We start from the raw sequence: 23,228 nt of genomic DNA, 5'->3' as shown, positions 1-23,228 counted from the left end.
CTCAGAGATCCTTCAGGAACGTGCGCATGGCATGGTGGAAATCGGCGATATACTGCGCCTTGTTCTGCGCCTTGGCGGTGATCTCCACGAAGCGGGCGGCGGGAATCCGGTCGGCAAGCGCACGCGCATAGGCGATGGGGTGGATGATGTCCCGCCCGTGGCCGATCACCAGCGTGGGGACGGCGATCCGGGCGAGGTCGGCATCGGCGACACCCGGCCCGTCGCCGGAGATCGCGGTCAGGAGGGCAGCGGTTACCGCAACGGGTTCCCGCGCGAAAAAACCTTCGAGCGAGGCCAGGTTGTCCGGCGCTTCCGCCGCCAGATGGCGGCCGGTGGCGCCGGCAAGGAAGGCCGCCCTTGCAGCCTCCGGCGGCATCCGCGCCAGCAGGCGGCCGACCTCGGCATTGGCGGCCATGGTCGGCGGCGCCGAGGCGGCCAGCCAGGCCGGCCTTGCAAGGACGAGCGCCCGGACGAGATCCGGCCGTCGCACCGCCAGACGCACCGCAATCGCCGCGCCCATGGAAATGCCGCCGAGGACGACGGGAACGTCGAGGGTGCGCTCGATGCAACGGGCGACATCGTCGGCGAAGGTGGCCATCGACAGCCGCTCCAACGGACCGGCCTGCGACCGGCCATGGCCCCGCGCCTCGATCGTGACGCGGCGAAACCCGGATTGCGCGGGAAAGGCCTCGGCCGTCTGGCCGGCATCGCCGCAAAGGCCATGCAGGAAGACGGCCGGCGCGCCCTCGCCCGCGCTGTCGACATTGAGGCGCGTGCCGTCGTCCGTCTCGAAGGATCGGATCTCCCTCATCGCCCTGCCCCGGTGTCGGAAAGCGTCCGCGTGAGAAACGCGGCGACGCCGGCGGCCTCGTCGGCGGCAAGTCCGTGCGTGACCAGGCTGCCGGCAAAGCCGATCGCCTTCAGCCGGCCCAGATAGTGGCCGTAGTCGAGCACGCCCTTGCCGGCCGTTGCGAAGCTGCCATCCGGGTGGCGGTCCTTCGCATGCGCCATGACGATGCGGTCGGCAAGGCGGTCGATCGCGGATGCGACGATGGTCCGCCGCGCCTCGGGCGTCTCGACCTCGAAGAGATTGGCAGGGTCGAGCACGATCTTGACGCGCGGGCTTTTCATCTCGTCGATCAGCCGGCGGGCCTTCTCGGCGGAATTGACCACATTGGCAAGCTCCGGCTCGATGCCGAGATCCACGCCGTATCGCTCGGCGATCCCGACCGCCGTCTCCATGGCCTCGAGCAGGTCGCGCCAGGCCTCGGGCGTGTCATTGCCGGGATGCGCCTTCCACTGGTCCAGGGGATCGCGCGTGCCGGTGCAGAGCGTGATGAGACCGGCCGACATCGCCGCGCAGCGCTCCGCCAGCACCGCCAGCCTGCGATGGCCGGCCTCGCGCACCGCCGGGTCGGGATGGATCATGTTGTAGGTGCCCGACACCGCGGCGATCTCGACGCCGGTCGTGCCGGCGGCAGCCGCGACCGCGCGCGCCTCGGCCCCGCTGATCGCATCCGGCATGGAGGAAAGTCCCGAGCAGGCCATGTTGTATTGTGCCGAGGCAAAGCCCGCACCGGCGACCGCCTTGAGAACCGTTTCCGGCGCGCGTCCCGCGAAGGTCTTGGCGAAGATGCCGAGCTTCATCACACGCCGCCCGTCATGTCGGCGAGCGCGGCGGGCCTGCCGGTCTCGACCGAGCGGGCGATCGCGACCATGGCTTGCACCGAGGCAAGGCCGTCGTCGATGCCGGCGCCCTCCATCGGCGTGCCGTCCAGAATGGTGCGGGCGAAACCCTCGACCTGGCGGCGGTAGAAATGGCCGTCGGCCCCCAGCACCCGGTGCGTCGCGCCATCGGCCTCGCGGAAGATGTCCACCTCGCTCGTCTTGTAGTACCAGGGGTTATAGGTCTTGCCGAGGACGCTGCCGTTCCTGCCGTAGATCTGGAAACCTTCATGCCAGTCCATGCGCACCTGCACCGTCAGGTCGAGATGGCCGAGCGCGCCGGAGGCGAATTCCACGTCCACGAACCAGCACCAGATGCCGGCCCGTTCGGAAAGCCGCGCCTGCACGGAGACGATATCGCCGGCAAGATAGCGCGCGGTGTCGATCAGGTGGCAGCCATGCGCCAGCATGTAATAGCGGCGCAGGTCCGCCTTCGGATTGGCCGAGGGTTTCCTCGCATTGGCGCTGGTGACGATGAGCGGCTGCACCGCATCGGTCATCGGGTAGCGGTGCGTGCTGTCGCAATACCAGGCTTTGAGCGCCACCATCTCGCCCATCTCGTCGCCAATGAAGGCCCTGGCCGCCTGCAGCCCGGCATCGAAGCGTTTCATGTGGCCGACCTGGAAGACCTTGCCGGATTTTTCGACGGCGGCCTTCAGGTCGAGGCATTCCTCCACCGTCAACCCCATGGGCTTTTCGCACAACACATGCTTGCCGGCCGCAAGCGCCCTGAGCGAGGCCGGCACATGGAAGGCATCGGCCGTCGCGATGATCACGGCGTCGAGATCCGGATCGGCAAGCATCCTGTCGTAATCATCGTAGGACTTCTCGGCCCCATGCGTGATCACCATGCGCTCGCGCAGGTCGTCGGCGACGTCGCAGATCGCATGGAGTTCCGCGTTCGCCGCCTTGGTGCAGCTCTCGAAATGCGCCGCCTGCGCAATCTGGCCCGCGCCCAAGACACCAACTCGAAGACGGCGGTCACTGTCTGATGGCATTTCTGCCCCCTTGATCATCGTTCACGGACAACGCTGCGGGCGCTCGCTCACAGGGCCGCATGGGTTTGCAGGTTGAAGAAGTGCAACTTGGCCGGATCTATGGCGAGATCGATACGCTCGCCGGCCTTGATGGCGCTGGTGGCCTCGAACCGTGCGACCGCATTGGCGGCACCGCTCAGGTCCTCCACCGCGTCCGGATCCCCGGAATCGACGCGGGTCGCCTCAATCTTCAGATGCACGATCAACTCCGAGCCGAGCTCCTCGATCGTTCTCACCACAGCGGGAATGGTCGGATAGGCCGCGCCCGACGGCAGGCGGCTGTCGTAGAGGTCTTCGGGACGGATGCCGAAAACAACGGGCTTGCCGTCGAAGGCCGAAAGGCCGGGAACCCGCTCCCGGACACTTGCCGGCAACGGAACGGAAAAGTCTGGAAGGCGGATCGACCCGCCTTCCAGACGCCCTTCGAAAAGGTTCATCGAGGGAGAACCGATGAAGCCTGCGACGAACGCGTTGACCGGCTTGTGGTAGAGCGCCTTCGGCGTGTCCACCTGCTGCAGCACGCCGCCCTTCAGCACCGCCACGCGGTCGCCCATGGTCATTGCCTCGGTCTGGTCGTGGGTGACGTAGATGGTCGTCACGCCCAGCTGGCGCTGCAGGCTGGCGATCTCGGCGCGCATCTGCACACGCAGCTTGGCATCGAGGTTCGACAGCGGCTCGTCCATCAGGAAGGCGGCGGGCTCGCGCACCATCGCGCGGCCCATCGCCACGCGTTGGCGCTGGCCGCCGGAAAGCTGCGCCGGCTTGTTCTGCAGCAATGTCTCGAGCTGCAGGATCTTGGCGATTTCGCTCACCCGCCGGGAGCGTTCCGCCTTGTCCTTTCCTGCCAGCTTCATCGAGAAGGCGATGTTGTCGAAGACGGTCATGTGCGGATAGAGGGCGTAGCTCTGGAACACCATGGCGATGTCGCGATCCTTCGGCGGCAGATCCACGACGTCCTGATCGCCGATGCTCAGCGTGCCGCTGGTGATATCCTCCAGGCCCGCGATCATGCGCAGCGCCGTCGATTTTCCGCAGCCGGACGGCCCCACCAGGATCAGGAACTCCCCGTCGTGAATCGTCAGGCTCAGGTCCTTGATCGCATGGTAATTGTTTCCGTAGGTCTTGCAGATCCTGTCCAGCACAACCACAGCCACGTCGCATCCTCCCCGCACCGTCCCCAAACACCGGCCGGCCGCCTCCACCGCCGCCATCCGGTTTTCGACAGAAGGTTCAGGACTGATTGCCAAAGTCAAGACGAAAAACGGGAAACAAGACCGCTCAGAAATCAACACATCAGAACAATACATTGATAATAAATAATTATTTACATGATAAAAGTTTATTTGCGTGACATATTATTTTTTAACGCGCGTAATTTTATAGTGCTGGGAAATCGTCTTCCCCCAGCCGGCGGAGACGCCATGGCAGCGCTCGCCACGGCACCGAGCCGCTGGCTGCCAACTATCGATGAAACGACTGAAGCACTTCAACGCGGTTGCGGACGCAAACCGCTCCGCACTTTTGCAGGAAGGCTCAGGCCTGGAGGGGCACAGGTACAGGCGCGTGCTCGCCCGCCATCCAGGAAAGGCACATGGCCCTGTCCGGCAGCCCCCTGCGGCCGCCATGCGAGGTCACCGAGATGGCCGCCGCCGTTGCGGCAAAGATCACGCAATCAAGCGGACTGCCGCCCTCCGCCAGCGCCAGAGCGTAGGCACCATGGAAGCAATCCCCGGCACCGGTCGTGTCCACGGCCTGCACCCTATAGGCCGGCACATGCCAGAAGACCGGATCGCCCCTTTGCCGCAGGTAACTGCCGCGCTCGCCGTCGGTGAGCACCACGGCCGACCGATCAGGCGACCAGAGCGCTTCGAGGAGAACCTGCGGGTCGTCCTCTTTCAGGCAGGACCTGGCGAACGCGATCGGCAGCACGAGATGATCGGCGAGCGACAGGATCCGGTCGCTTGCCGAGCCTGTCGTCCATTCGATATCGGCCACGATCGAAAGGCCACTGCGGCGCGCCCGCACGACCACCGCTTCCGAATGGACGGCATAACCGTCGATGAGCAGAACCGGCGCCTGGGCAAGCACGGCGTCCGGCAGATCGGGCGACGTGCCGTGCAGCACGTCGTCGTCATAGGCTATGAAACGCTCGCCGTCCGGCCCGACCGTGATGACCGACCGGATGGGCGCGGCATCGGCGTGGCGAGGCGCAAATCCCGTGCTGACGCCCTGGCGCTCCAGTTCGCGTCCGCCGACATCCTCGGGCGGGTTGCCGAGCCAGCCGATGAAGGCCGCACGCCCGCCGAGGCGGGCAACCGCGACGAGGGCGGTGGCGACGTTGCCGCCGTGGTCGCAAACGCGTTTCGTCACCTTTCCCTTCCCGGCGCAAAGCGGGCGATCGACATAGAGGATGTCGTCGACCGCAAGAGCGCCGAAGCCCAGGACGTCAAAGGCGCTCGCCACGGATCATGCCCCGGCGGCGGCCAGCGCCTCCTCCGGCCTCATGCCGGCGTGAATGACGAGCTTGAAGGCCTGCGCGGCTTTCGTCGCGTCGCCGTGGCCCCAGAGGTTGCGGCCCACCACGGCGCCCCGCGCGCCGGCCCGCAGCGCATCCGAGGCCTGCTGCAGCGCGCCGAGCAGCGTGTCGGTCTTCGGCCCGCCGGCAATGACAACCGGGATGGGGCATGTGGCGACCATTTCGCGGAAGGACTCGAAGTCGCCGGTATAGCCGACCTTGACCACGTCGACACCCGTCTCGTAGCCGATGCGGACCGCATAGGCGATTTCATCTGGCGTGAAGACGATCTTGCCGCCGTCGGCGAAATCGCGCGGATAGATATGGGCGACGACGGGCATTTCGAAGCGCGCAGCGGCGTTTACCGTGTCGGTCAGCCAGCGGATATACTCGCCCTCCGTGTTGCCGCGAACCGGAATGGCGACGGCCAGCGCATCCGCCCCGTAGCGCACCGCATCCTCCGGGGTGGCGATGAGCTGGCGAATCCGGTCGTCGGCCGTGAAGCAGCCGGCCTGGATGACCAGCGCGGCCTTGCCGGCATAATCGGACCACAGATGGCGGGCGGCGCCCGGCTGGATGCTGACATAGTCGGGGCCGCCTGCCATCACGCGGCGCAGCGCGCCCGGAAGGTCCGCCAGGCCCCCCTCCCGCACATTTCCGTAACCGACGAAATGATCGACCGCGCCGCCGAACAGGTTGCCCGAGGGGTTTGAGAACAGGCGAGAAAGGCGAATTTTGGTTCCGAGACCCATAGCAAAGGCTCCTCCGTATCTGCTGACGCGGACCCTAACTCGAAAGCAAAACAACCTTCAATATTTCGAATTCTTTCATTTCGATATTAGCAGGCGATTTTTTATGCGCTATAATGATGCCTTCTGGATGAGAATGCGGCTGCAGGGAAAAATGCTGGCAAATCATCTTTTGAATTTCGAAACCAAGTGCGGAACGGCAGACGGAACGAGTTATGCTTGCAGAACAGCGACGCCAGCAGATCCTGATCGAGCTTCAACGCATTGGACAGGCCCGCACGCGCCAGCTCGCTGACCTGTTCGGCGTGTCGGAAGTCACGATCCGCTCCGACCTCGACATCATGGACGCCAGGAAGCTGCTGATAAAAACCCACGGCGGCGCCATCGCCCTGCCGGCGGATTCGCCCGCAGCCGCCTTCGAGGAGCGCATGCAGCGCAACTTCGATGCCAAGCGGCGCATCGCCCAGATGGCCGCCCGCCAGATCATCGACAACCAGTCGATCGTCTTCGACAGCGGCTCCACCCTGCTCCAGGTCGCCATGCAGATGCCGCCGGTGAAGAATGTCGTGGTGGCCACCACGGCCATGAACATCGCCCAGCACCTCATGTACCGCCCGGGCCTCGATGTGCACATGATCGGCGGCCGCGTGTTCCCGAGCACGGTCAGCACGATCGTTTCGGACTCCGACAAGGCGCTCGGCGGCCTCGTCGCGCACCAGGCCTTCGTCAGCGCGCACGCAATCGATCCGTCCTTCGATGTGGTGGACGTCTCGGAGGACATCGCCCGCACCAAGCGCAATCTGGTGCGCATGGCGCGCCGCGTCGTGCTGGTCGCCGATTCGAGCAAATGGGACATCGGCGCCTCGTCGAAGGCATTCTCCCTTTCCCGCGTCGACCTCATCATCACCGACAGCAACATGCCGCACGGCATCCGCCATCGCCTCGAGAAGCTCGGCGTCGAGGTCCGCTACGCCTGACGTGGCGCCGCTCAGTATCCGAGCGCGCGCAGCGTCTCGCGGTTGGCGCGGACGGCGGCGGCAGGGTCCTGCCCGGCCGCGTCGGATTCCTCCTCGACGACGATCCAGCCGTTGAAACGCGGCGCGTCGCGCACCGTCTCGATCACCGCGCGCACGTCACAGGCACCCGCCCCCAGCATGGCCCAGATGCCTTTGGCATCGACATCCTTCAGGTGCACGTACCGGATGCGGTCGCGGAACGCCGCAAGCGTATCGTCCATGCGCTGGCCGCCGCGCAGGATATGGCCCGTATCCGGCACCCAGCCGACCTCAGGATCGAGACGGACAAAGAGCGCATCATAATCCTCGCGCGTGAAAAGCAGCGTATTGTGATGCGAGGAGGGATGCACCGCCACGGCGACCCCGGCCGCCCGGCCGATCTCTGCCGCGCGGTTGTAGCACTCGGCCGCGACCTCGAACTTGTCTGCGCGCGCGCCGGAAGAAACCACCGTCGCCGATCCCATCGAAACGAGCGCGCCGGGGAAATGCGCGGCGAAATCCACCCAGCGCCTTGCCGTGTCGAGATCCGGGGCGATCCGGTCCGGCAGGGTGAAGCCGCTGGACGAGCCGAAGGCGAAAGACACGAGGCTGAGCCCCGCATCCGCGAGCGTGCGGGCGAAAGCTTCGGGCCTGCCGGCATAATCGCCGATCATGGTGTCGGTGATCTCGATGCCGGAATAGCCGCCGGCGGCAATTGCCCGCACCAGGTCGTCCGGACCGCCGGTCCAGGCCTTGCCGAGCATTTCCCAGGTGAATGTCTGGCAGCCTATGTGAAGTTCGCTCATGACGGGGTCCTGACCTGTCCGTTGATCGTCGCGTCGAGACACGGGAGGCGCTCCTCGCAGTCACGGGCCACCCCGTCACCGACCGCGGGACCGGCCCGGAGACGACGGCGAAAACAGCCCGAACAGAGGGATGACGACGCCTCCCGACGTCTTGTCATTACGTAAGTTAAAATGTTATCGTGCGTCAACATACTTTGTTCTTTGCGTCCATAAACACGGCGCCGGATCTCGATTTTCCCTCAATGATAACAGCAGGATAAATTCTTCACATGGCACAGAAGGACGAACCGAAGCTCAAGATCGGCGTGGTGGGGTGCGGCAATATCTCACTTGCATACATGCGCAACGCCGCGCTTTTCCGCGGCGTCGAGATCACGGCCTGCGCGGACCTCGATAGCGAGGCTGCTGGGCGCCGTGCCGAGGCGTTCGGGCTGCGCGCCACGGATGTCGATTCCCTCATCGACGACGAGGATATCGACCTTGTCCTCAACCTGACCATTCCCGCTGCGCATTTCGACGTTTCGATGCGCGCGCTTTCGGCCGGCAAGCATGTCTTCACGGAAAAGCCGCTCGGCGTGACGGCCGACGAGGGCCGCAAGCTGGTCGATGCGGCGGCTTCCAGGGGGCTTGCCATCGGTTCGGCGCCGGACACCTTCCTCGGCGCCGCCGGACGGCATGCCCGCCGCCTGATGGAAGCGGGCGCCATCGGCAAACCCGTCACCGGCACCGCCTTCATGATGGGCCGCGGAATGGAGCACTGGCATCCCGACCCGAGCTTCTACTACCAGCCCGGCGCCGGCCCGGTGATGGACATGGGACCCTACTACCTCACCATGATGGTCAACCTCATGGGGCCGGTGCGCCGGGTGCAGGCCGTCGCCACCAGCGGCCAGGAGGAGCGCCTCATCACCGCCGACGGCCCCAAGAAGGGCACATCCTTCAAGGTCGGCACGCCGACCAGCCTGCTCTCGCTCCTGGAATTCGAATGCGGCGCGACCGTCACCTTCGGCGCCTCCTGGGACGTGTTCCGCCACTCCAATCATCCGATCGAGCTGCACGGCACGGAAGGGTCGCTGCGCCTGCCCGATCCGGACAATTTCGGCGGGGTTGTCGCCCTGTCGCGCCACGGCGCGCCGTGGGAGGAAACGGATACGGCGGGCGCGCTGTTCGGTGCCGTCAACTGGCCAATCGCGCTGCCGGATCGCGCCAACTACCGCATGCTGGGCCTGGCGGACCTCGCCCGGTCCATCGTCGAGGGACGGGCGCCCCGTGCCTCCGGCACGCTGGCGCTGCACGTGCTCGAAGTCATGGAGGCAATCCTGCGCGCCGGGGAGACCGGCGTCGGGCAGACGATTGCCGGCAAGACGGAACAGCCGCGCGAACTGCGCGAGGACGAAGCGCGGAGCCTCTTGGCATGACCGGCCTCGACCCGTCCGCCGCGCGCGCCCTCGCCTGGCCGGGCGAACCGGAAAAACCCGTCGAGGACTGCACTCCCGAGGAGGCACGCAGGCAATATCTCGATGGTTTCGCCAGCAAGCAATGGCCGCCGGAAACCGTCGGCGAGACGATCGAGCGGCATGTGCGCGGCATCCGGGTGAAGATCTGGCGCGGTCGCGGCGCACCGCCGGACGCCGCACCCGCCCTGCTCTACCTGCACGGCGGCGGCTGGGTGATCGGCGCGCCGGAGACGCACGAGGATATCTGCCGCGTGCTTGCCAATGCGGCAGATGCCGTGGTTGTCTCCCCGGACTACCGCCTGGCCCCCGAGCACCCCTTCCCGGCAGCCATCGAGGATTGCGCGGCCACCCTCATCTGGATGCACGCGGAGGCTGCCGGCCTCGGCATCGATCCGGCCCGCATTCTCGTCGCCGGCGACAGTGCCGGCGGCAATCTGGCCGCCGTGACGGCGCTCATGGCGCGGGACGGACAGGTTCCGGCCGTGATCGGCCAGGTGCTGATCTATCCTGTCACGGATCAGGGCCAGGCCTCGGACAGCTACCGCCGCTATGCCGCCGATTTCGGCCTGACCGCGGAGGCCATGCGCTGGTTTCGCGACCACTACCTGCCGGACGAAGCCAGCCGGATGACCTGGCAAGCCTCGCCGCTCCATGCTCCCTCGCTGCACGGCCTTGCGCCGGCCTTCGTCGTGCTGGCCGGCCATGACGTACTGTTCGACGAGGGGCTGGCCTATGCCCGGCGCCTGGAGGCGGAAGGGAGCGCATGTTGCCGCGTCTGGCCGGGGCAGATCCATGGATTCGTCTCGATGGGGCGTGCCATCCCGGAAGCCCGCGAGGCGCTGGACGCGATCGCCGCGGCGTGGCGGGGGATGGATCCCCGCCTCGGCGCCGGCGCCCGGCCGCCCCGGCCCGTGGACCTCAGGCAGACTCCCGCATGACGAGGGTCGCCTCGAGGATCACCCGGGGCGTTGCCCCCTTGCGGTCGGCCCCGTCGTCCTCGATGCATTTCAACAGGAGCTCGACGGCCCTGGCCGCGATTTCGGGGGCGTTCTGCGCCATCGTGGTCAGCGACGGGCATGTGTAGCGGCTGAGCGGATGGTCGTCGTGGCCGGCGATGCGGATATCGCAGCCTTCCGCACGCCCGATCCTCAACCCGGAGGCGAAGGCGGCCGCCATCGCGCCAAAGGCGAAGCGGTCATTGGCGCACAGCAGCGTCTTTCCCGGCAGCCCGCCCCTTGCAAGCATGCGCTGCATCTGCTCGTAGCCGAGCCGCTCGAACTCCCAGGACGGCGCCGATTCGCACTCGATCACGAGCGGCTCATGCCCTTCGCGGAGCATCGTCGCGCGATAACTTTCCGTCCGTTCGCCGGCATTGACCATCATGTGCGGCACGTCGAGGAATACGGGAGGTTCGCCCGAGCGACACAGGTACTGCACGATCGCCGCCACGCTCTGCATGTTGTCATTGCCCACGAAAGGCAGGTCGAAGGCCGACGGGCTGTCGAAGCAGACGACCGGGATGGCGTCGGTCAGGCGGCCGAGGGCCGAGCGGCGGGAGCCGGCCCCGAGCGGCGCGACGATCGCACCCGCCACCTTGAGCGAGAGGAGCGTCCGCACCGCCTCCTCCTCGAGCTCGGGCCGCGTGTGGGAGGACAGCTGGACCGGCCAGAATCCCTTGGCACGCAGTTCCAGCTCGATAAGCGAAACCACCTGCACGTAGAACGGGTCGGACATGCTGGGCACGAGAATGCCGATATTCTTCGTCCGCTTGCGGTTCAGATGCCTGGCAAAGAGGTTGGGCTCGAAGTTCGACTTCTTCAGCGCGGCCTCGATGCGCTTGCGCGTCACCTCCTTGATCTGCGTCGGGTCGTCGAAATATTTCGACAATGTAGGACGCGACACGCCGCAGGCAGCGGCAAAATCGTCCATTGATCTGTAAGTCTTTTTGGCCATTCCAATCCTCATTGCGGGGCGGCACCTGACAATCTCGCATCATAGGCCGTAACGCCGCAAGGGGTGCAGAATTGCCGCTGCAGCAGCGAACTTTCGTTTGTTTACGAAAGTAAAGAAAAAACACATCACAGGCAACAGAAACCGCAACAGGAAGTTCACGCGCGCAAAATTTTTTTTACCTTTAAAATCATCACCTTGATCTATTTTATATGCCATTCACTACGCATTTCATAGCAAGCCCCGTTGACAGTCGGATCGTTCCGGCAGCCTACTCACGGCACGATCTTGGGAGAGGATCGATCACCTGAAAGTCTAACGGGAGGCAGACATGAATTTCAGAAAGCTCAGCAAGACTCTGAAGGCCGCCGCGGCGGTCTGGGCGCTCTGCGCCGCCTCGGCCTTTGCCGACACCACCATCGAGTTCATCCAGTGGTGGGAGCCCGAAATGCCCGCCGGCGCCCTGCGCGGCATCATGGACGATTTCGAGGCGAAGAATCCCGGCATCAAGGTGACGCTCGTCAGCGGTCCCTATGCCACGACCCGCGACCAGATCGTCGTCGGCGCCGCCTCCGGCACGCTCAGCGATGTGGTGGGCCTTGACGGCGCCTGGGTCAACGGCCTCTCGAAGCAGGGCGCCATCGCGTCCATGGACGAGCTGATGGAGAAGGCCAACTACGACAAGAGCCAGATCGCCGACATCGTCAAGGTCGACGGCAAGAGCGTGATGTTCCCGCTGGCCTCCTTCGTCTATCCGGTGTTCGTCAACATGGACATCGCCGCGGCGGCGGGCGTCGAGACGATGCCGTCGACGCGCAGCGAATTCGCCGAAGCCGCCAAGAAGATGACCGACGCCTCGAAGAACCAGTACGGCTGGGTGCTGCCGCTGTCGCTGCAGTCACCGAGCGGCATTCAGAACGACGTCATGTCCTGGGTCTGGTCGTCCGGCGCCTCGATGATGAAGGACGGCAAGCCGGATCTCGAGAACGAGGCCGTCGTCGGCACGCTGGAATATATCGAGAAGCTGAACAAGGACGGCGTGATTTCCCCCGGCATCTTCGCCAAGAAGGAGCAGGACAAGGTCGAGGAGTTCGTCAACGGCCGCGTCGGCATGATGGTCGACACGCTCGCCCACGTGAACCTGATCCGCGAACGTAACCCGAAGCTGAATTTCAGCATTTCCGCCCTGCCCGCCGCCGACGGTTACACCGGCAAGCGCGGCATGCCCTATGCCTCCTGGGGCATCGGCATCAGCGAGGGCAGCGCCCACAAGGAAGAGGCCTGGAAGCTGGTCGAGTTCCTGATGAGCCCGGAGGTCAACGGCCGCCTCGTCTCCATCGCCAACGCCTTCCCGGGCAACGTCCACGCCAAGCCCGATTTCGTGACCTCCGACCCGATCTTCGCGGAAGCCTTCAAGATCTACCAGAGCGGTTACCCGGCTAATGAATTCGTCGGCCTTCCGGTCGCCGAGGAGCTGATGCGCAACATGAATGTCGAGCTGCAGAAGATGTTCGACGGCGGCCAAAGCGCCAAGGACGCCGCAGCCAACACGCAGAAGGCCTGGCTCGCCAAGTTCTAAGCCGGCACACGCTCAACGACACCGGCAGCGCCGATTGCGCCCTGCCGGTGTCCGTCGTCAATTTTCGGCAGATCGGACAATCCCGCCATGAACCGTTCCATTACGGCCCTGGCCCCAGCGCCGCGCAAGGCAGGCAAGAAGGGCAGGCTTAGCTACAAAACGCTCCGCAAGCTGGTGCCGTATCTCTACGTGACCCCGGCCACGCTTCTCCTGGTCCTGCTGATGCTCTTCCCGATGGCGATGGTGCTGCGCTACTCGCTGATGGACGGCGCCATCATGAAGCGGGACGCCGCGTTCGCCGGGCTTCAGAACTACATCACCATCTTCCAGAACCCGGTCTTCTGGCAATCGTTGTACCAGACGCTCTACTTCACCATCATGAGCGTGGTCTTCCATTTCGTCCTCGGGCTTGCCTTCGCGCTGCTGCTCAACACCAATCGGGTGAATCCGACGATCCGCAGCATCCTGCGCGTCCTCTTCATCCTTCCCTGGCTGTTCACCGCCGTCATCATCGCCATCATCTGGCGCCTTCTGCTCGACCCGAACGGCGTCGTCAACAGCGTGCTGATGGCCTTGCATATCATCAGCTCCAAGGTGGAATGGTTCTCGTCCACCAGCACCGCGATCCATGCCCTGACCTTCGCCAACATCTGGGCGGGCTATCCGCTCTTCATGGTCAGCCTGCTCGCCGGCCTCCAGGGCATATCGAAGGAACTCTACGAGGCGGCCGGCATCGACGGCGCCAACGAATTGCAGAAGTTCTGGTACATCACCATTCCGCAACTGATGCCGATCATCATCAGCATTTCCCTGCTCGACTTCATCTGGACCATGCAGGTATTCCCGCTCGTCTGGATGACGACCGGCGGCGGGCCGATCTACGCGACGGAAATGCTCTCCACCTTCACCTACAAGCTCGCTTTCGCCCAGTACGAGTTTTCGCTGGCATCGGCGAGCGCCATCGTCATCCTCATCATCTCGATGAGCGTGACGTATTTCTACATCAAGCACCAGCAGCGCAGGTAGATGGCATGGCAAGAAAACGGTCCTTCAAGAACTCGGTCCTGCCGACGCTTCTCACCTATGCCGGCCTGGCCGTCGGCCTGGTCTTCGCGGCCTTCCCGATCGTCTGGATGGTCTTCAGCTCCCTGAAGTCCAACACGGAGATCTTTGCCCTGCCGCCAAGATTGCTGCCGGACGACTTTACGATTTCGGCCTATCTGACGATCTTCAACGATCCGACGAAAGTGCGCTTCTTCATCAACAGCTACTTCGTTGCCGGCGTCGTGACGGTGCTGACGCTCTTCATCGCGATCCTCACCGCCTACGGCTTCAGCCGCTATTCGTTCCGCTTCAAGAACACGCTGAACATCTTCATCATCAGCACGCAGACGGTGCCGCCGATCACCCTGCTCATCCCCTATTTCGGCATGGTGGTGGCGTTCCGGATCTTCGACACCTATCTGGCGCTGATCCTCACCTACCTGGTCTTCACCCTGCCCTATGCCGTGCTGTTGATGACGGGCTATCTGAACACGCTGCCGAAGGAGCTCGACGAGGCGGTACTGGTCGATGGCGGTTCGAGCTGGACGGCGCTGTGGCGGGTGATCGTTCCGGTATCGACGCCGGGCATCGTCGCGACCGCGGTCTATACGTTTCTGCTCTCCTGGAACGAATTCCTCTTCGCCCTCACGCTGACCAAGTCGATGGATCTGAGAACCGTGCCCATCGGAATCCAGCTTCTCATGGGACAACATGCCTTCGAGTGGAACGAGATGATGGCCATGAGCGTGCTCGGATCGCTTCCGCTGCTCGTGTTGTATCTGGTCGCCCAGCGCTACTTCCTGGCCGGCATGACGGCGGGATCGGTCAAAAGCTGAAAGGCCGGCGATGTCCACGGTCGATGCCCGGAGCATGTGGACACGCCCGCATGCCATCGCCACGGCTCCGGACGAAGACCGTTTCAAGGATCGCTTTTCGCCGCACCGTTGATCATGCCGGCGGTGCAGGCTCGTGAAGCGGCGACGGTTCCGCGAGCCGGGGGCTCTCCTCGTTCGAGAGGTAGCGCTGGTGCAGCATGCAGGCTGCGCCGAAAGCGGGGCCGATCGTCTCGTCGTCGTTCGTTTCGATCGCCGGCAGCGGAAAGCTCGCTTCCTGCATGGCCTGGATGTAGTGGAGCACACGCGCCGCCATCAGCGGGTAGAGCGCGGCGACCGAGCCGCCGAGCACGATGCGGTCGGCATCGATCATGCGGCAGGCCTGGATGAGGCCGAAGGCCAGGGCTCGGGCCCATCGCTCCGCGATCGCGACGGCACCCGGCACGCGGTCGCGCACATCGGCGAGAAAGGCGGCGAATGTCGGCTCGCCGGCCGGCGCGGTCGACCGGTAGTCCGTCAGGATGCATTCGAGCCCGAGCACCTCCTCGAGGCTCCGCTCGGGCGCATCCCCGCCCTGCACCCGCAGGTGGCCGATTTCGCCGGCAAGGCCATGCGCGCCGCGGAAAAGACTGCCGTCGACGATGATGCCGCCGCCGACGCCGCTTTCCATGACGAGGAAGAGCGCAACCCCGGAATGGGGCTCGCTGCGGCCATAGGAGGCGCCGATGGCAAAGGCGTTCGCATCGTTCTCCACCAGAACCGGAAGCGGCACCGGCAGGGCGGCGCGCACGAGATCGGCAAGCTGCACGTTCTCCCAGCCCAGCAGCGGCGCCACGCGGACGCGGCCATGGCGGTCCATCTGCGCGGGCGCCGCCACCCCGATGCCCTCGCACCGCTCCAGCCGCTCGGGCGACAGGGATTCGAACGCCCTTCCGACAGCCTGCGCCACGGCGGTCCCGACATCGGTGGAGGCGCCCGCGAAGGGAACGGCGTTGGCGCTGACGATCCGCGAGGCGAGATCGATCTCGACGGTGGTGATGTGCTCCACGCCGATCTCGACCCCCAGGAACACCGCCGCCTCGGGCACGAGTTCGATCAGGATGCCAGGCCTGCCGGCATGGGCGTGCAGGCCGCGCGCCTGCGCGAGGGCGCCGACTTCGCGCACGAGCCCCTCCTGAGTCAGGCCCGCGACGATGTGGCCGGACGACGAGCGGTTCAGTCCGAGAAAGCGGGCCAGCTCGGCGCGGCTGAGCCGCCTGAACCGATGCAGGGCCCGCATGGCCGCCAGCTCGTTGCGCTGGCGGGTGGCGCGCGAAGCGCCGATTGCACCCACGTCACTCACGGGCACCCCTCCTTGCCCACGGCACGTCCCGCATGTTCCGTCCCTCAGGCGCGGGCGTTGGTCGCGCGGCGGCGCCTCGCCTCGTCCATCTTGAGGTCGATGAAGCGCCTTGCATGCTGCGCCAGCGGCATGTTGTCGGTCCAGGTGTCGCGCCAGATCGCGCAGGCGAGCGACAGGCTCTCGTCGACGACGGCGCTCGAAAAGGATTCGAAGGTGATGTCGCGCCCGTAGTCTATGTCCAGCAAGGCGTCGAATATCCGGTCGAAGTCGATGACGCCGTCGCCGAGATAGCCACGATTGCTCTCGCCTATGTGGAAGTAGCCGATCCTGTCGCCGGCAAGCCGGATGGCCGCCGCCGGGTTCGCCTCCTCGATGTTCATGTGGAAGGTATCGAGGTGGAGGCGGACATGGTCCGAACCGGTCTGCGCGATGAAATCGAGCCCCTGCGCGGTGGTGTTGAGAAGGTTGGTCTCGAAGCGGTTGACGATTTCGAGCACGAGGTCGACGCCGGCCGACCGGGCGATGTCCGCCGTTCTGGCGATCGCCGCGACGCTGTTGTCCCAGCCCGCCCTGGACGGCATGCGCGCGTATTTCGCATGGGCCGAATAGAGGATGCCGCCAAGCTTGCTGCCGCCGATATCCCGCACGACCCTGACCGCATCGGCCAGCATCCTTTCCCCGGCCTTCACCGTTTCCGGATCCTCGCTCGACACGTCATGGCTGAAGGGTAGCCCCATGGTGACCGCGATGTCGAGGTCGAGCGATCCTGCCCGCCTGGCCAGCCGGTCGAGATCGAATTTCTCGGGGCGGAGATAGGCGAACTCGATCAGCTTGTAGCCGCAGGACGCCGATTTCTCCATCGCGTCCTCGAGCATGGCCTGCGTCTGACCGCCTGTCCATACGAAGGAATGAATACCCAGCCGCCCCATGACGCCTCCCCCGGCCCGATGGTCTTGCCATTTATGTTGCTTTATGCAACAAATATATCTCGCCTTCGACTGTCAAGAGGCTTTTGCAAAGCGGAATCGAAGGGTATTCGACGGAATGGACTGAGTTGGCGAACTCTTCTGCGCTGCAAAAATCGTGTTTTGCACCAGCGAAGACTTTAAATCCGGCCCGGATGTGCCCGTTCGAGATTGATGTTGACAGCATTTTTATTCGTGAATTAATTCGTAGTATTATGCAACATATAGGCTGCTCCAGTGCCGGAACCGGAGCGGGAAATGCGCGAACGGCCCTTCGGAGGCTGACGTTCCCTTCTCGCGGAGGACTTCCGGGCATCGCGGCTGTTCGGCGGCGATCCGGCGCGGGCGGTACGGAAGGGATTTGCCGGCAGGAGTGCCGACCGGGGCACGGGGGCTGCGGGATATGACGGCCGGCCGGTCGACAGGGTCACGGACTGGGCCGTGTTGGAGGAGGAGCGCGATGAAGGCGGATTTACGGATCGTTCCCGATTTCGAGATGATCATTTGCCCGCCCGCGGAATCCTTCCGCTGGAACATGCACGACTATCCCTATTTCGGGGCCAAATGGCACTACCACCCCGAATACGAGCTGCATCTGACGCGCTCCACCTCCGGCGTGATGATGGTTGGCGACTATATCGGCGAGTTCGAGCCGGGCTGCCTGGTGCTCACCGGGCCGAACGTGCCGCACAACTGGGTCAGCGACATCGAGCCCGGCAAGCTGGTGCGCAATCGCGACATGTTGATCCAGTTCACCGCGGAATGGGCAAACCGGGTGACGGCCCTCTGCCCGGAACTCGGCTGCATCCGCCCCCTGTTCGAGGATGCGGTCTACGGCGTGGAATTCCGCGGGGCAACGGCGATGGCCGGCCGGCGCCTGCTTGCCCAGATGGGATCGGCGCGCGGCGCCGAGCGCATCGTGCTCTTCCTGCAGCTGATGATTACGCTCGCCGGCGATCCGGCCGACCGGCGCCGGCTTTCGCGCCTCGCGCCCGCCGCAACGCAGGTCGAGCCGCCGCCGGAGCTGGATTCGGCGATGCGCTACGTGCTGGAAAACTACAGCCAGCAGATCGACCTTGCCGCGGTGGCGCGCCATTGCCGGCTCGAGCCGCAGGCCTTTTCCCGCCTGTTCAAGCGCCAGACGGGCCATACCTTCGCGCGCTATGTCATCCTTGCGCGCATCTATGCCGCCTGCTCGCTGCTGACCCAGACCTACCGGCCGATCACCGACATCTGCTTCGACGTGGGCTTCAACAACATCGCCAACTTCAACAGGCAGTTCTTCAAGATCTGCGGGCGGACGCCATCCGACTACCGGCGCAACGCCCACAAGATCGGCACCGACTCGCGTCCCGATCCCTTCCGGGAAATCCGCGCCTATTCCGCCGGCATGACCGCCGTCGGCGGAAAAGTATAGGTCGGCCGCAAACCGCGCGTGGCAGCGTTTTTTAGCCAGCACTACTCTTGGCGCACGCTCATGGGAATTGCTTCTCGGGACGGAGCCTGAGCCGAAATCCCCTGATCGCAGACGAAGCCGCCGGACACGGGAGGAGCCGTGTGACCGGATGCTTCGGGCACCGTCCGGAATGCCGGACGCCAACAGCCCTGCCGGAACCGTCGGCGGGCGGGATCATTCAAGGAGGAGTGTATGATCAGGAAATCTGGAATTGGACTGGCGGCCCTCACGCTCGGCCTGCTGGCGAGCGTGATATCCGCAAAAGCCGACTTCTGGTCGGATGCCGGCGCGAAATACCAGGGCGTCGTGCTGCACGGCGTCACCGAGAGCACGCCGCCGTCGAACTACATCAAGGACGTGCTGGCACCGGAATTCGAGAAGAAGACCGGCATCAAGGTCGAGATCGAGACGACCTCCTGGGACCAGATGTACGACAAGGCCATCAAGGACATGGAAGCCAAGACCGGCATCTATGACATGGTCTATATCGAGCAGGACATCATCTACGCCTATCTCGCACGCAACTTCCTGGTCAACATCACCCAGTCGCTCAAGGACGATGCGTCGCTGAAGTCGCCGGATTTCGACGAGACGCATTTCACGACCTTCGCCAACTACTTCAAGAACGCGGACGGCGATCTCTTCGGCGTGCCGATGGAGGCCTTCATCAAGGTCTATCTCTACCGGACCGACCTCTTCAACGACCCGAAGATCCAGGAGGCCTTCAAGGCCGAGACCGGCAAGGACCTGAAGCCTGCGACCACGCATGAGGAGTATACGCAGATCGCGGAATTCTTCACCAAATACGGCAAGGACAACGGCCTCGAACTGTGGGGCACGACGGCCCAGGCGCATACCGGCCATCCGGCGTCATGGTACGAGTTCTTCGAGTCGGTCGCGCCGACCTTCGGGGTCTACAACTGGGGCATCGACGCCGGCAACAACTATGCCGCGACGGTCGCGAACGGCGGTCAGATGAACAGCGACAAGGCCAAGGCCGCGCTGAAATACTGGCTGCACCTGCGCGACATCGCACCGCCGGAATCGGCCGCCTCGACCTGGACGGAAGTCGGCACCACGTTTGCCGCCGGCCGCGTCGCCCAGGGCCTCGTCTACGGCGAAAACGCCGCCTGGATCGCTTCCGATGCGGAAAAATCGCGGGTCGTGGGCAATGTGGGCGTGGCCCTGCCTCCGACGGATGCGGCGGTCCTGGAGGAAGTGAAAGGCGGCACCGGCTATCTCGGCTACTATGACGGCGGCGCCTTCGGCCTTCCGATCACCTCGAAGAACAAGGAGGCGGCCCTGCTCTTCCTGCAGTTCATCGGGCAGGATTCGGTACAGGCGGACTGGGCCGTCGCGGCGCCGCGCATCACCAACACCGCGACCTATGACGACCCCAAGGTCATCGAGATGGACAAGCAGCTGAACGGCTACTACTCGATGCTCAAGAACGAGGGCAAGCTGTTCGCCGGCGCGCCGCCCTTCCCGTTCCATGCGCAGGTCCGCGAAGCCACCGCGCCGATCTTCTACAGCATCCTGCTCGGCGAGATCGGCCCCGACGAAGGCCTCGACCAGATGGCGGCCAAGGCCGAAGAGGAACTGACCAACCTCGGCTATCGCAAGTAGCTCGGCAGAGCCTGCGTCCGGGCGGCACCTCCCAGGATCGCCGCCCGGACGCAGCCGTCTTCGCGGCAGGCCGCGGCCTGCTCCTGTTGCCTCGGGAGACCGCCTTCATGCGTTCGAACACGGTGGGCTGGCTGATGCTTGCCCCGACGATTGCGATCCTCGCCGTCTTCGGCATCGCGCCCTTCATCTACGTGCTCTACGTCGCCTTCCACCACTGGAACCCGTTCGGCGCGGACCCTCTCATGACCTATAACGGCGCGAACAATTTCCGCCGCCTGGTGTTCGACCGGGAATTCCTGCTGTCGATCGCCGTCACGATCAAGTTCGCCTTCTTCGCGGTCGTGAGCGAGATCATCCTCGGCTATCTGCTGGCGCAGCTGTTCATGCGCGAGTTTCCCGGCCGTGGCCTGTTCCGCACCGTCCACACGCTGCCGCTGATCGTGGCGCCCATCGTCGTCGGCTCCGTTTGGCGCCTGATGACCACGCCGTCGATCGGCATCATCCCCTACCTGCTCAAGACCTGGTTCGGCTACGACCTCAATATCGGCCGGGACGCCGGCGCCGCCTTCCTGCTCACCGTCATCATGGATATCTGGCACTGGACGCCGCTGGTGACGCTGACGCTGCTCGCAGCCCTCCTGTCCCTGCCCAAGGAGCCGTTCGAACAGGCCCAGATCGACGGGGCGAATCGCTGGCAGATCTTCTGGCACATCACCTTGCCGATGATCCGTCCCGCCATCCTCGCCACCGTCTTCATCCGCCTCATGGACGCGCTGCGCACCGTCGACGAGGTCTGGATGCTCACCTCCGGCGGGCCGGGCGCGGCGACCCGCTATGTCGGCCTGCACATCTGGAAGATCGTCTTCCCGAAGACGGATTACGGCTACGGCGCCGCCATATCGGTCATCGTCCTCTACCTGACGCTGGTCATGTGCTGGCTGCTCTATGTGGCGCTGGTCGCGCCGCGCCAGAAGAAGGAGGCGGAATGATGCGCCAGTCGAGCCCCGTCCTCTACCTCGTCTTCTGGATCCTGCTCAGCCTCCTGACGCTGTTTCCGATCTACTGGCTCTTCGTCATCTCGGTGAAGCCCGCGGTGGACCTGTTCACCACGCCGAGCCTGATCCTCGATACGGTCTACTGGAACAACTACGTCAAGGTGCTCTCCAACGAGACGATCCGCCGCTACATGTATAATTCGCTGGTCATCTCGACCAGCAATGCGGCGCTGGTCACCGTGCTTGCCTTCATGGCCTGCTATGCGCTGTCGCGCTTCGATCTCGCCGGCAAGGAAAACATCTTCTTCTGGACGATCACCAACCGCATGGCGCCCGCCGCCGTGTTCCTGCTGCCCTTCTTCCTGCTGTTCACCCAGGTCTTCACGATCGGCGACTGGAAGCTCTACGACACCAAGATCGGCATGGTGCTGCTCTACTGCACCTTCAACCTGCCCTTCGCGATCTGGACGCTCAGGCCCACCATGGACGGCATACCGAAGGAACTCGACGAGGCGGCGACGGTCGACGGCGCCACGACGTGGCAGGTCATCCACGAGGTGGTCTTCCCCCTCGCCCGGCCCGGCCTCGCGGTGACCTTCATCCTTACCTGGGTGTTCGCCTGGAACGAGTTCCTGCTGGCGGCCACGCTCACCAGCTTCAACGCCCGGACCATCACCACGGGCCTTTCGGAATACGTGACGACGACCGGCACCGAATGGGGCGCGATGGCCTCGATCGCCGTGATCACGCTGATTCCGGCGCTCATCATCTTCTCGATGGTGCAGCGTCACATCGTGGCGGGCCTCACCTTCGGCGCGGTCAAGGAGTAAGCCATGGAGCATCATGTCGACCCCGATACCGCCGAGGACCGCCAAACCGATCAAAGGCCGGCGCGGCGCACCGGCTTCCTGCCGATCAGGACGAACTGGTTCGACCGGCTCTTCGTCGGAATCTACCTGTTCGTCGCGCTGGAGCTGTTCTGGATGCGGTTCCTGGAACAGTCGATCCCGCTCACCGTCTGCCACGTCCTGGCGATCGCGCTCGGGGTGCTGATCGTCTGGCGCGGCTGAGGCATTTCCTCAAGCCAGGATGGAATGGAACGATGAAATCGCTTGTTCTCGAAGAAAGATTGAAGCTGTCGCTCAGGGATTTCCCGATCGAGCGCGAGGAGGTCCTGGGGCCGCGCGACGTGCGCATCAAGCTGCACACCGTCGGCATATGCGGCTCGGACGTGCACTACTATACCCATGGCGGCACCGGCGTCTTCCAGGTGAAGGCGCCGATGATCCTCGGCCACGAGGCCTCCGGGACCGTGATCGAGACAGGCCCGGACGTGACCGGCCTTGCGGTCGGCGACCGCGTCTGCATGGAGCCGGGCATTCCCGACCCCAACAGCCGCGCGACCCGGCTCGGCCTCTACAATGTGGACCCCGCCGTGCGCTTCTGGGCGACGCCGCCGATCCACGGCGTGCTGCGCCCCACCGTCGTCCATCCGGCCGATTTCACCTTCAAGCTGCCGGACAACGTCTCCTTCGCCGAGGCGGCGATGGTCGAGCCGCTCGCCGTCGGCGTGCACGCCGCCACCAAGGCGCAGGTGAAGCCGGGCGACATCGCGCTCGTCATCGGCGCCGGCCCGATCGGTCTCGTCACCGCGCTTTCGGCGCTCGCGGCGGGTTGCGCCCGCGTCTTCGTCAGCGATATCGACGATGCGAAGCTGGAGATCGCCGCAAAGCTTGGCGCGATCGTTCCGGTCAATGTCCAGCGACAGGACCTGGCGGCGGAGATCCTGAAGGCCACCGACGGATGGGGCGTCGAGATCGTCTTCGAATGCTCGGGCCATCCCAAGGGCGCGGAAGGCGTGTTCGATCCGCTCTGCCCCGGCGGGCGCGTCGTGTTCATCGGCTCGCAGGTGCATCCCGTCCAGTACGATGTCGGCAAGGCCATGGTGCGCGAGGCGCGCGTCGAGCATGTGTTCCGCTATGCGCATGTGTTCCCGCGCTGCGTCGCCATGCTGTCGTCCGGCGCGATCGACGTCAAGCCGCTGATCACCCGCAATTTCAGCTTCGACGAGAGCGTCGAGGCCTTCGAGATCGCCGCCGCCGCGCCGAAGGGCGAGGTGAAGATGCAGATCCTTCTGCCCCAATGAGGAAGACA

General features: G+C 64.7%; 22 protein-coding genes. 12 read left to right on the top strand and 10 right to left on the bottom strand.

All coding sequences use genetic code 11. The annotated features are described in order from the left end of the window. Position 1: 1 nt before the first annotated feature. The 6 genes from AABF56_RS05755 to AABF56_RS05730 all read right to left on the bottom strand — a co-directional run bounded on the left by AABF56_RS05755 (position 2) and on the right by AABF56_RS05730 (position 6,029). A complete protein-coding gene (locus tag AABF56_RS05755; RefSeq protein WP_272805238.1) occupies positions 2 to 811 on the bottom strand; it encodes an alpha/beta fold hydrolase in 810 nt (269 codons plus the stop codon). Continuing rightward, complete coding sequence (locus AABF56_RS05750; protein ID WP_272805237.1) at positions 808 to 1,647, bottom strand: sugar phosphate isomerase/epimerase family protein; 840 nt, start codon at positions 1,645 to 1,647, stop codon at positions 808 to 810. Before AABF56_RS05750 ends, AABF56_RS05755 begins: the two co-directional genes overlap by 4 nt. Continuing rightward, positions 1,647 to 2,723 carry a Gfo/Idh/MocA family protein gene (locus AABF56_RS05745; RefSeq protein WP_272805236.1) on the bottom strand — a complete coding sequence of 359 codons (1,077 nt, stop codon included), beginning with the start codon at positions 2,721 to 2,723 and terminating at the stop codon, positions 1,647 to 1,649. Before AABF56_RS05745 ends, AABF56_RS05750 begins: the two co-directional genes overlap by 1 nt. Before the next feature lie 47 nt (positions 2,724 to 2,770). Then, on the bottom strand, positions 2,771 to 3,916 hold the full coding sequence (locus AABF56_RS05740; RefSeq protein ID WP_272805235.1) for an ABC transporter ATP-binding protein: 1,146 nt from the start codon (positions 3,914 to 3,916) through the stop codon (positions 2,771 to 2,773). A 379-nt stretch (positions 3,917 to 4,295) separates the two neighbouring features. Then, entirely contained in the window at positions 4,296 to 5,225 is a 930-nt protein-coding gene (locus AABF56_RS05735; protein WP_272805234.1) for a PfkB family carbohydrate kinase, read from the bottom strand. A 3-nt stretch (positions 5,226 to 5,228) separates the two neighbouring features. Continuing rightward, a complete protein-coding gene (locus AABF56_RS05730) occupies positions 5,229 to 6,029 on the bottom strand; it encodes a class I fructose-bisphosphate aldolase (protein WP_272805233.1) in 801 nt (266 codons plus the stop codon). 212 nt (positions 6,030 to 6,241) lie between these two features. On the opposite strand from AABF56_RS05730, the gene AABF56_RS05725 reads away from it, so the two are divergent. After that, the gene (locus tag AABF56_RS05725; RefSeq protein WP_244765711.1) at positions 6,242 to 7,003 is read left to right on the top strand and encodes a DeoR/GlpR family DNA-binding transcription regulator; all 762 of its coding nucleotides are present in this window, start codon (positions 6,242 to 6,244) and stop codon (positions 7,001 to 7,003) included. Positions 7,004 to 7,014: 11 nt separating this feature from the next. Here the strand turns inward: AABF56_RS05725 and AABF56_RS05720 are convergent, their stop codons facing one another. Continuing rightward, complete coding sequence (locus AABF56_RS05720) at positions 7,015 to 7,827, bottom strand: sugar phosphate isomerase/epimerase family protein (protein WP_272805232.1); 813 nt, start codon at positions 7,825 to 7,827, stop codon at positions 7,015 to 7,017. A 269-nt stretch (positions 7,828 to 8,096) separates the two neighbouring features. Between AABF56_RS05720 and AABF56_RS05715 the strand changes: the two genes are divergently transcribed. Next, positions 8,097 to 9,245, top strand: a complete 1,149-nt coding sequence (locus AABF56_RS05715) for a Gfo/Idh/MocA family protein (protein ID WP_272805231.1) — start codon at positions 8,097 to 8,099, stop codon at positions 9,243 to 9,245. After that, entirely contained in the window at positions 9,242 to 10,222 is a 981-nt protein-coding gene (locus AABF56_RS05710; protein WP_272805230.1) for an alpha/beta hydrolase, read from the top strand. Before AABF56_RS05715 ends, AABF56_RS05710 begins: the two co-directional genes overlap by 4 nt. Here AABF56_RS05710 and AABF56_RS05705 read toward each other — a convergent pair. Then, positions 10,203 to 11,237 carry a LacI family DNA-binding transcriptional regulator gene (locus AABF56_RS05705; protein WP_272805229.1) on the bottom strand — a complete coding sequence of 345 codons (1,035 nt, stop codon included), beginning with the start codon at positions 11,235 to 11,237 and terminating at the stop codon, positions 10,203 to 10,205. The two genes, AABF56_RS05710 and AABF56_RS05705, sit on opposite strands and share 20 nt — an antisense overlap. A 328-nt stretch (positions 11,238 to 11,565) precedes the next feature. On the opposite strand from AABF56_RS05705, the gene AABF56_RS05700 reads away from it, so the two are divergent. The 3 genes from AABF56_RS05700 (at position 11,566) to AABF56_RS05690 (ending at position 14,693) form a co-directional block, all read left to right on the top strand. Then, positions 11,566 to 12,813, top strand: coding sequence for an ABC transporter substrate-binding protein (locus tag AABF56_RS05700; protein ID WP_244765716.1), 1,248 nt, complete (start codon positions 11,566 to 11,568; stop codon positions 12,811 to 12,813). Positions 12,814 to 12,900: 87 nt separating this feature from the next. Further along, positions 12,901 to 13,839 (top strand): carbohydrate ABC transporter permease, encoded by a 939-nt coding sequence (locus AABF56_RS05695; RefSeq protein ID WP_272805228.1) that lies wholly within the window; start codon positions 12,901 to 12,903, stop codon positions 13,837 to 13,839. A 5-nt stretch (positions 13,840 to 13,844) separates the two neighbouring features. Beyond that, positions 13,845 to 14,693, top strand: a complete 849-nt coding sequence (locus tag AABF56_RS05690) for a carbohydrate ABC transporter permease (protein ID WP_244765718.1) — start codon at positions 13,845 to 13,847, stop codon at positions 14,691 to 14,693. A 112-nt stretch (positions 14,694 to 14,805) separates the two neighbouring features. Here the strand turns inward: AABF56_RS05690 and AABF56_RS05685 are convergent, their stop codons facing one another. Together AABF56_RS05685 and AABF56_RS05680 are read right to left on the bottom strand one after the other, a co-directional pair. Beyond that, positions 14,806 to 16,032, bottom strand: coding sequence for an ROK family transcriptional regulator (locus AABF56_RS05685; RefSeq protein ID WP_272805227.1), 1,227 nt, complete (start codon positions 16,030 to 16,032; stop codon positions 14,806 to 14,808). 44 nt (positions 16,033 to 16,076) lie between these two features. After that, positions 16,077 to 16,961, bottom strand: a complete 885-nt coding sequence (locus AABF56_RS05680) for a sugar phosphate isomerase/epimerase family protein (RefSeq protein ID WP_272805226.1) — start codon at positions 16,959 to 16,961, stop codon at positions 16,077 to 16,079. 496 nt (positions 16,962 to 17,457) lie between these two features. On the opposite strand from AABF56_RS05680, the gene AABF56_RS05675 reads away from it, so the two are divergent. From AABF56_RS05675 to AABF56_RS05650, 6 genes are all read left to right on the top strand, one after another. Then, positions 17,458 to 18,414, top strand: coding sequence for an AraC family transcriptional regulator (locus tag AABF56_RS05675; RefSeq protein WP_272805225.1), 957 nt, complete (start codon positions 17,458 to 17,460; stop codon positions 18,412 to 18,414). A 231-nt stretch (positions 18,415 to 18,645) separates the two neighbouring features. Next, positions 18,646 to 20,079 carry an extracellular solute-binding protein gene (locus AABF56_RS05670; RefSeq protein ID WP_272805224.1) on the top strand — a complete coding sequence of 478 codons (1,434 nt, stop codon included), beginning with the start codon at positions 18,646 to 18,648 and terminating at the stop codon, positions 20,077 to 20,079. Positions 20,080 to 20,186: 107 nt separating this feature from the next. Continuing rightward, positions 20,187 to 21,068: a carbohydrate ABC transporter permease gene (locus AABF56_RS05665; RefSeq protein WP_244765723.1), complete on the top strand. Its 882-nt coding sequence runs from the start codon at positions 20,187 to 20,189 to the stop codon at positions 21,066 to 21,068. Continuing rightward, positions 21,068 to 21,904, top strand: coding sequence for a carbohydrate ABC transporter permease (locus AABF56_RS05660; RefSeq protein ID WP_272807449.1), 837 nt, complete (start codon positions 21,068 to 21,070; stop codon positions 21,902 to 21,904). The genes AABF56_RS05665 and AABF56_RS05660 overlap by 1 nt, the downstream gene beginning before the upstream one ends. A 3-nt stretch (positions 21,905 to 21,907) precedes the next feature. Further along, the gene (locus AABF56_RS05655; RefSeq protein WP_272805223.1) at positions 21,908 to 22,144 is read left to right on the top strand and encodes a DUF2160 family membrane protein; all 237 of its coding nucleotides are present in this window, start codon (positions 21,908 to 21,910) and stop codon (positions 22,142 to 22,144) included. Positions 22,145 to 22,176: 32 nt separating this feature from the next. Next, positions 22,177 to 23,220, top strand: a complete 1,044-nt coding sequence (locus AABF56_RS05650; protein WP_272805222.1) for an NAD(P)-dependent alcohol dehydrogenase — start codon at positions 22,177 to 22,179, stop codon at positions 23,218 to 23,220. The last annotated feature ends 8 nt before the right edge of the window (positions 23,221 to 23,228 follow it).

Origin of the sequence: Shinella sp. WSC3-e (genome assembly GCF_945994535.1) — a bacterium.
GTDB lineage: Bacteria > Pseudomonadota > Alphaproteobacteria > Rhizobiales > Rhizobiaceae > Shinella > Shinella yambaruensis.
The sequence above is the reverse complement of the archived record's forward strand: the minus strand, read 5'-3'. Positions and strand labels throughout refer to the sequence as shown.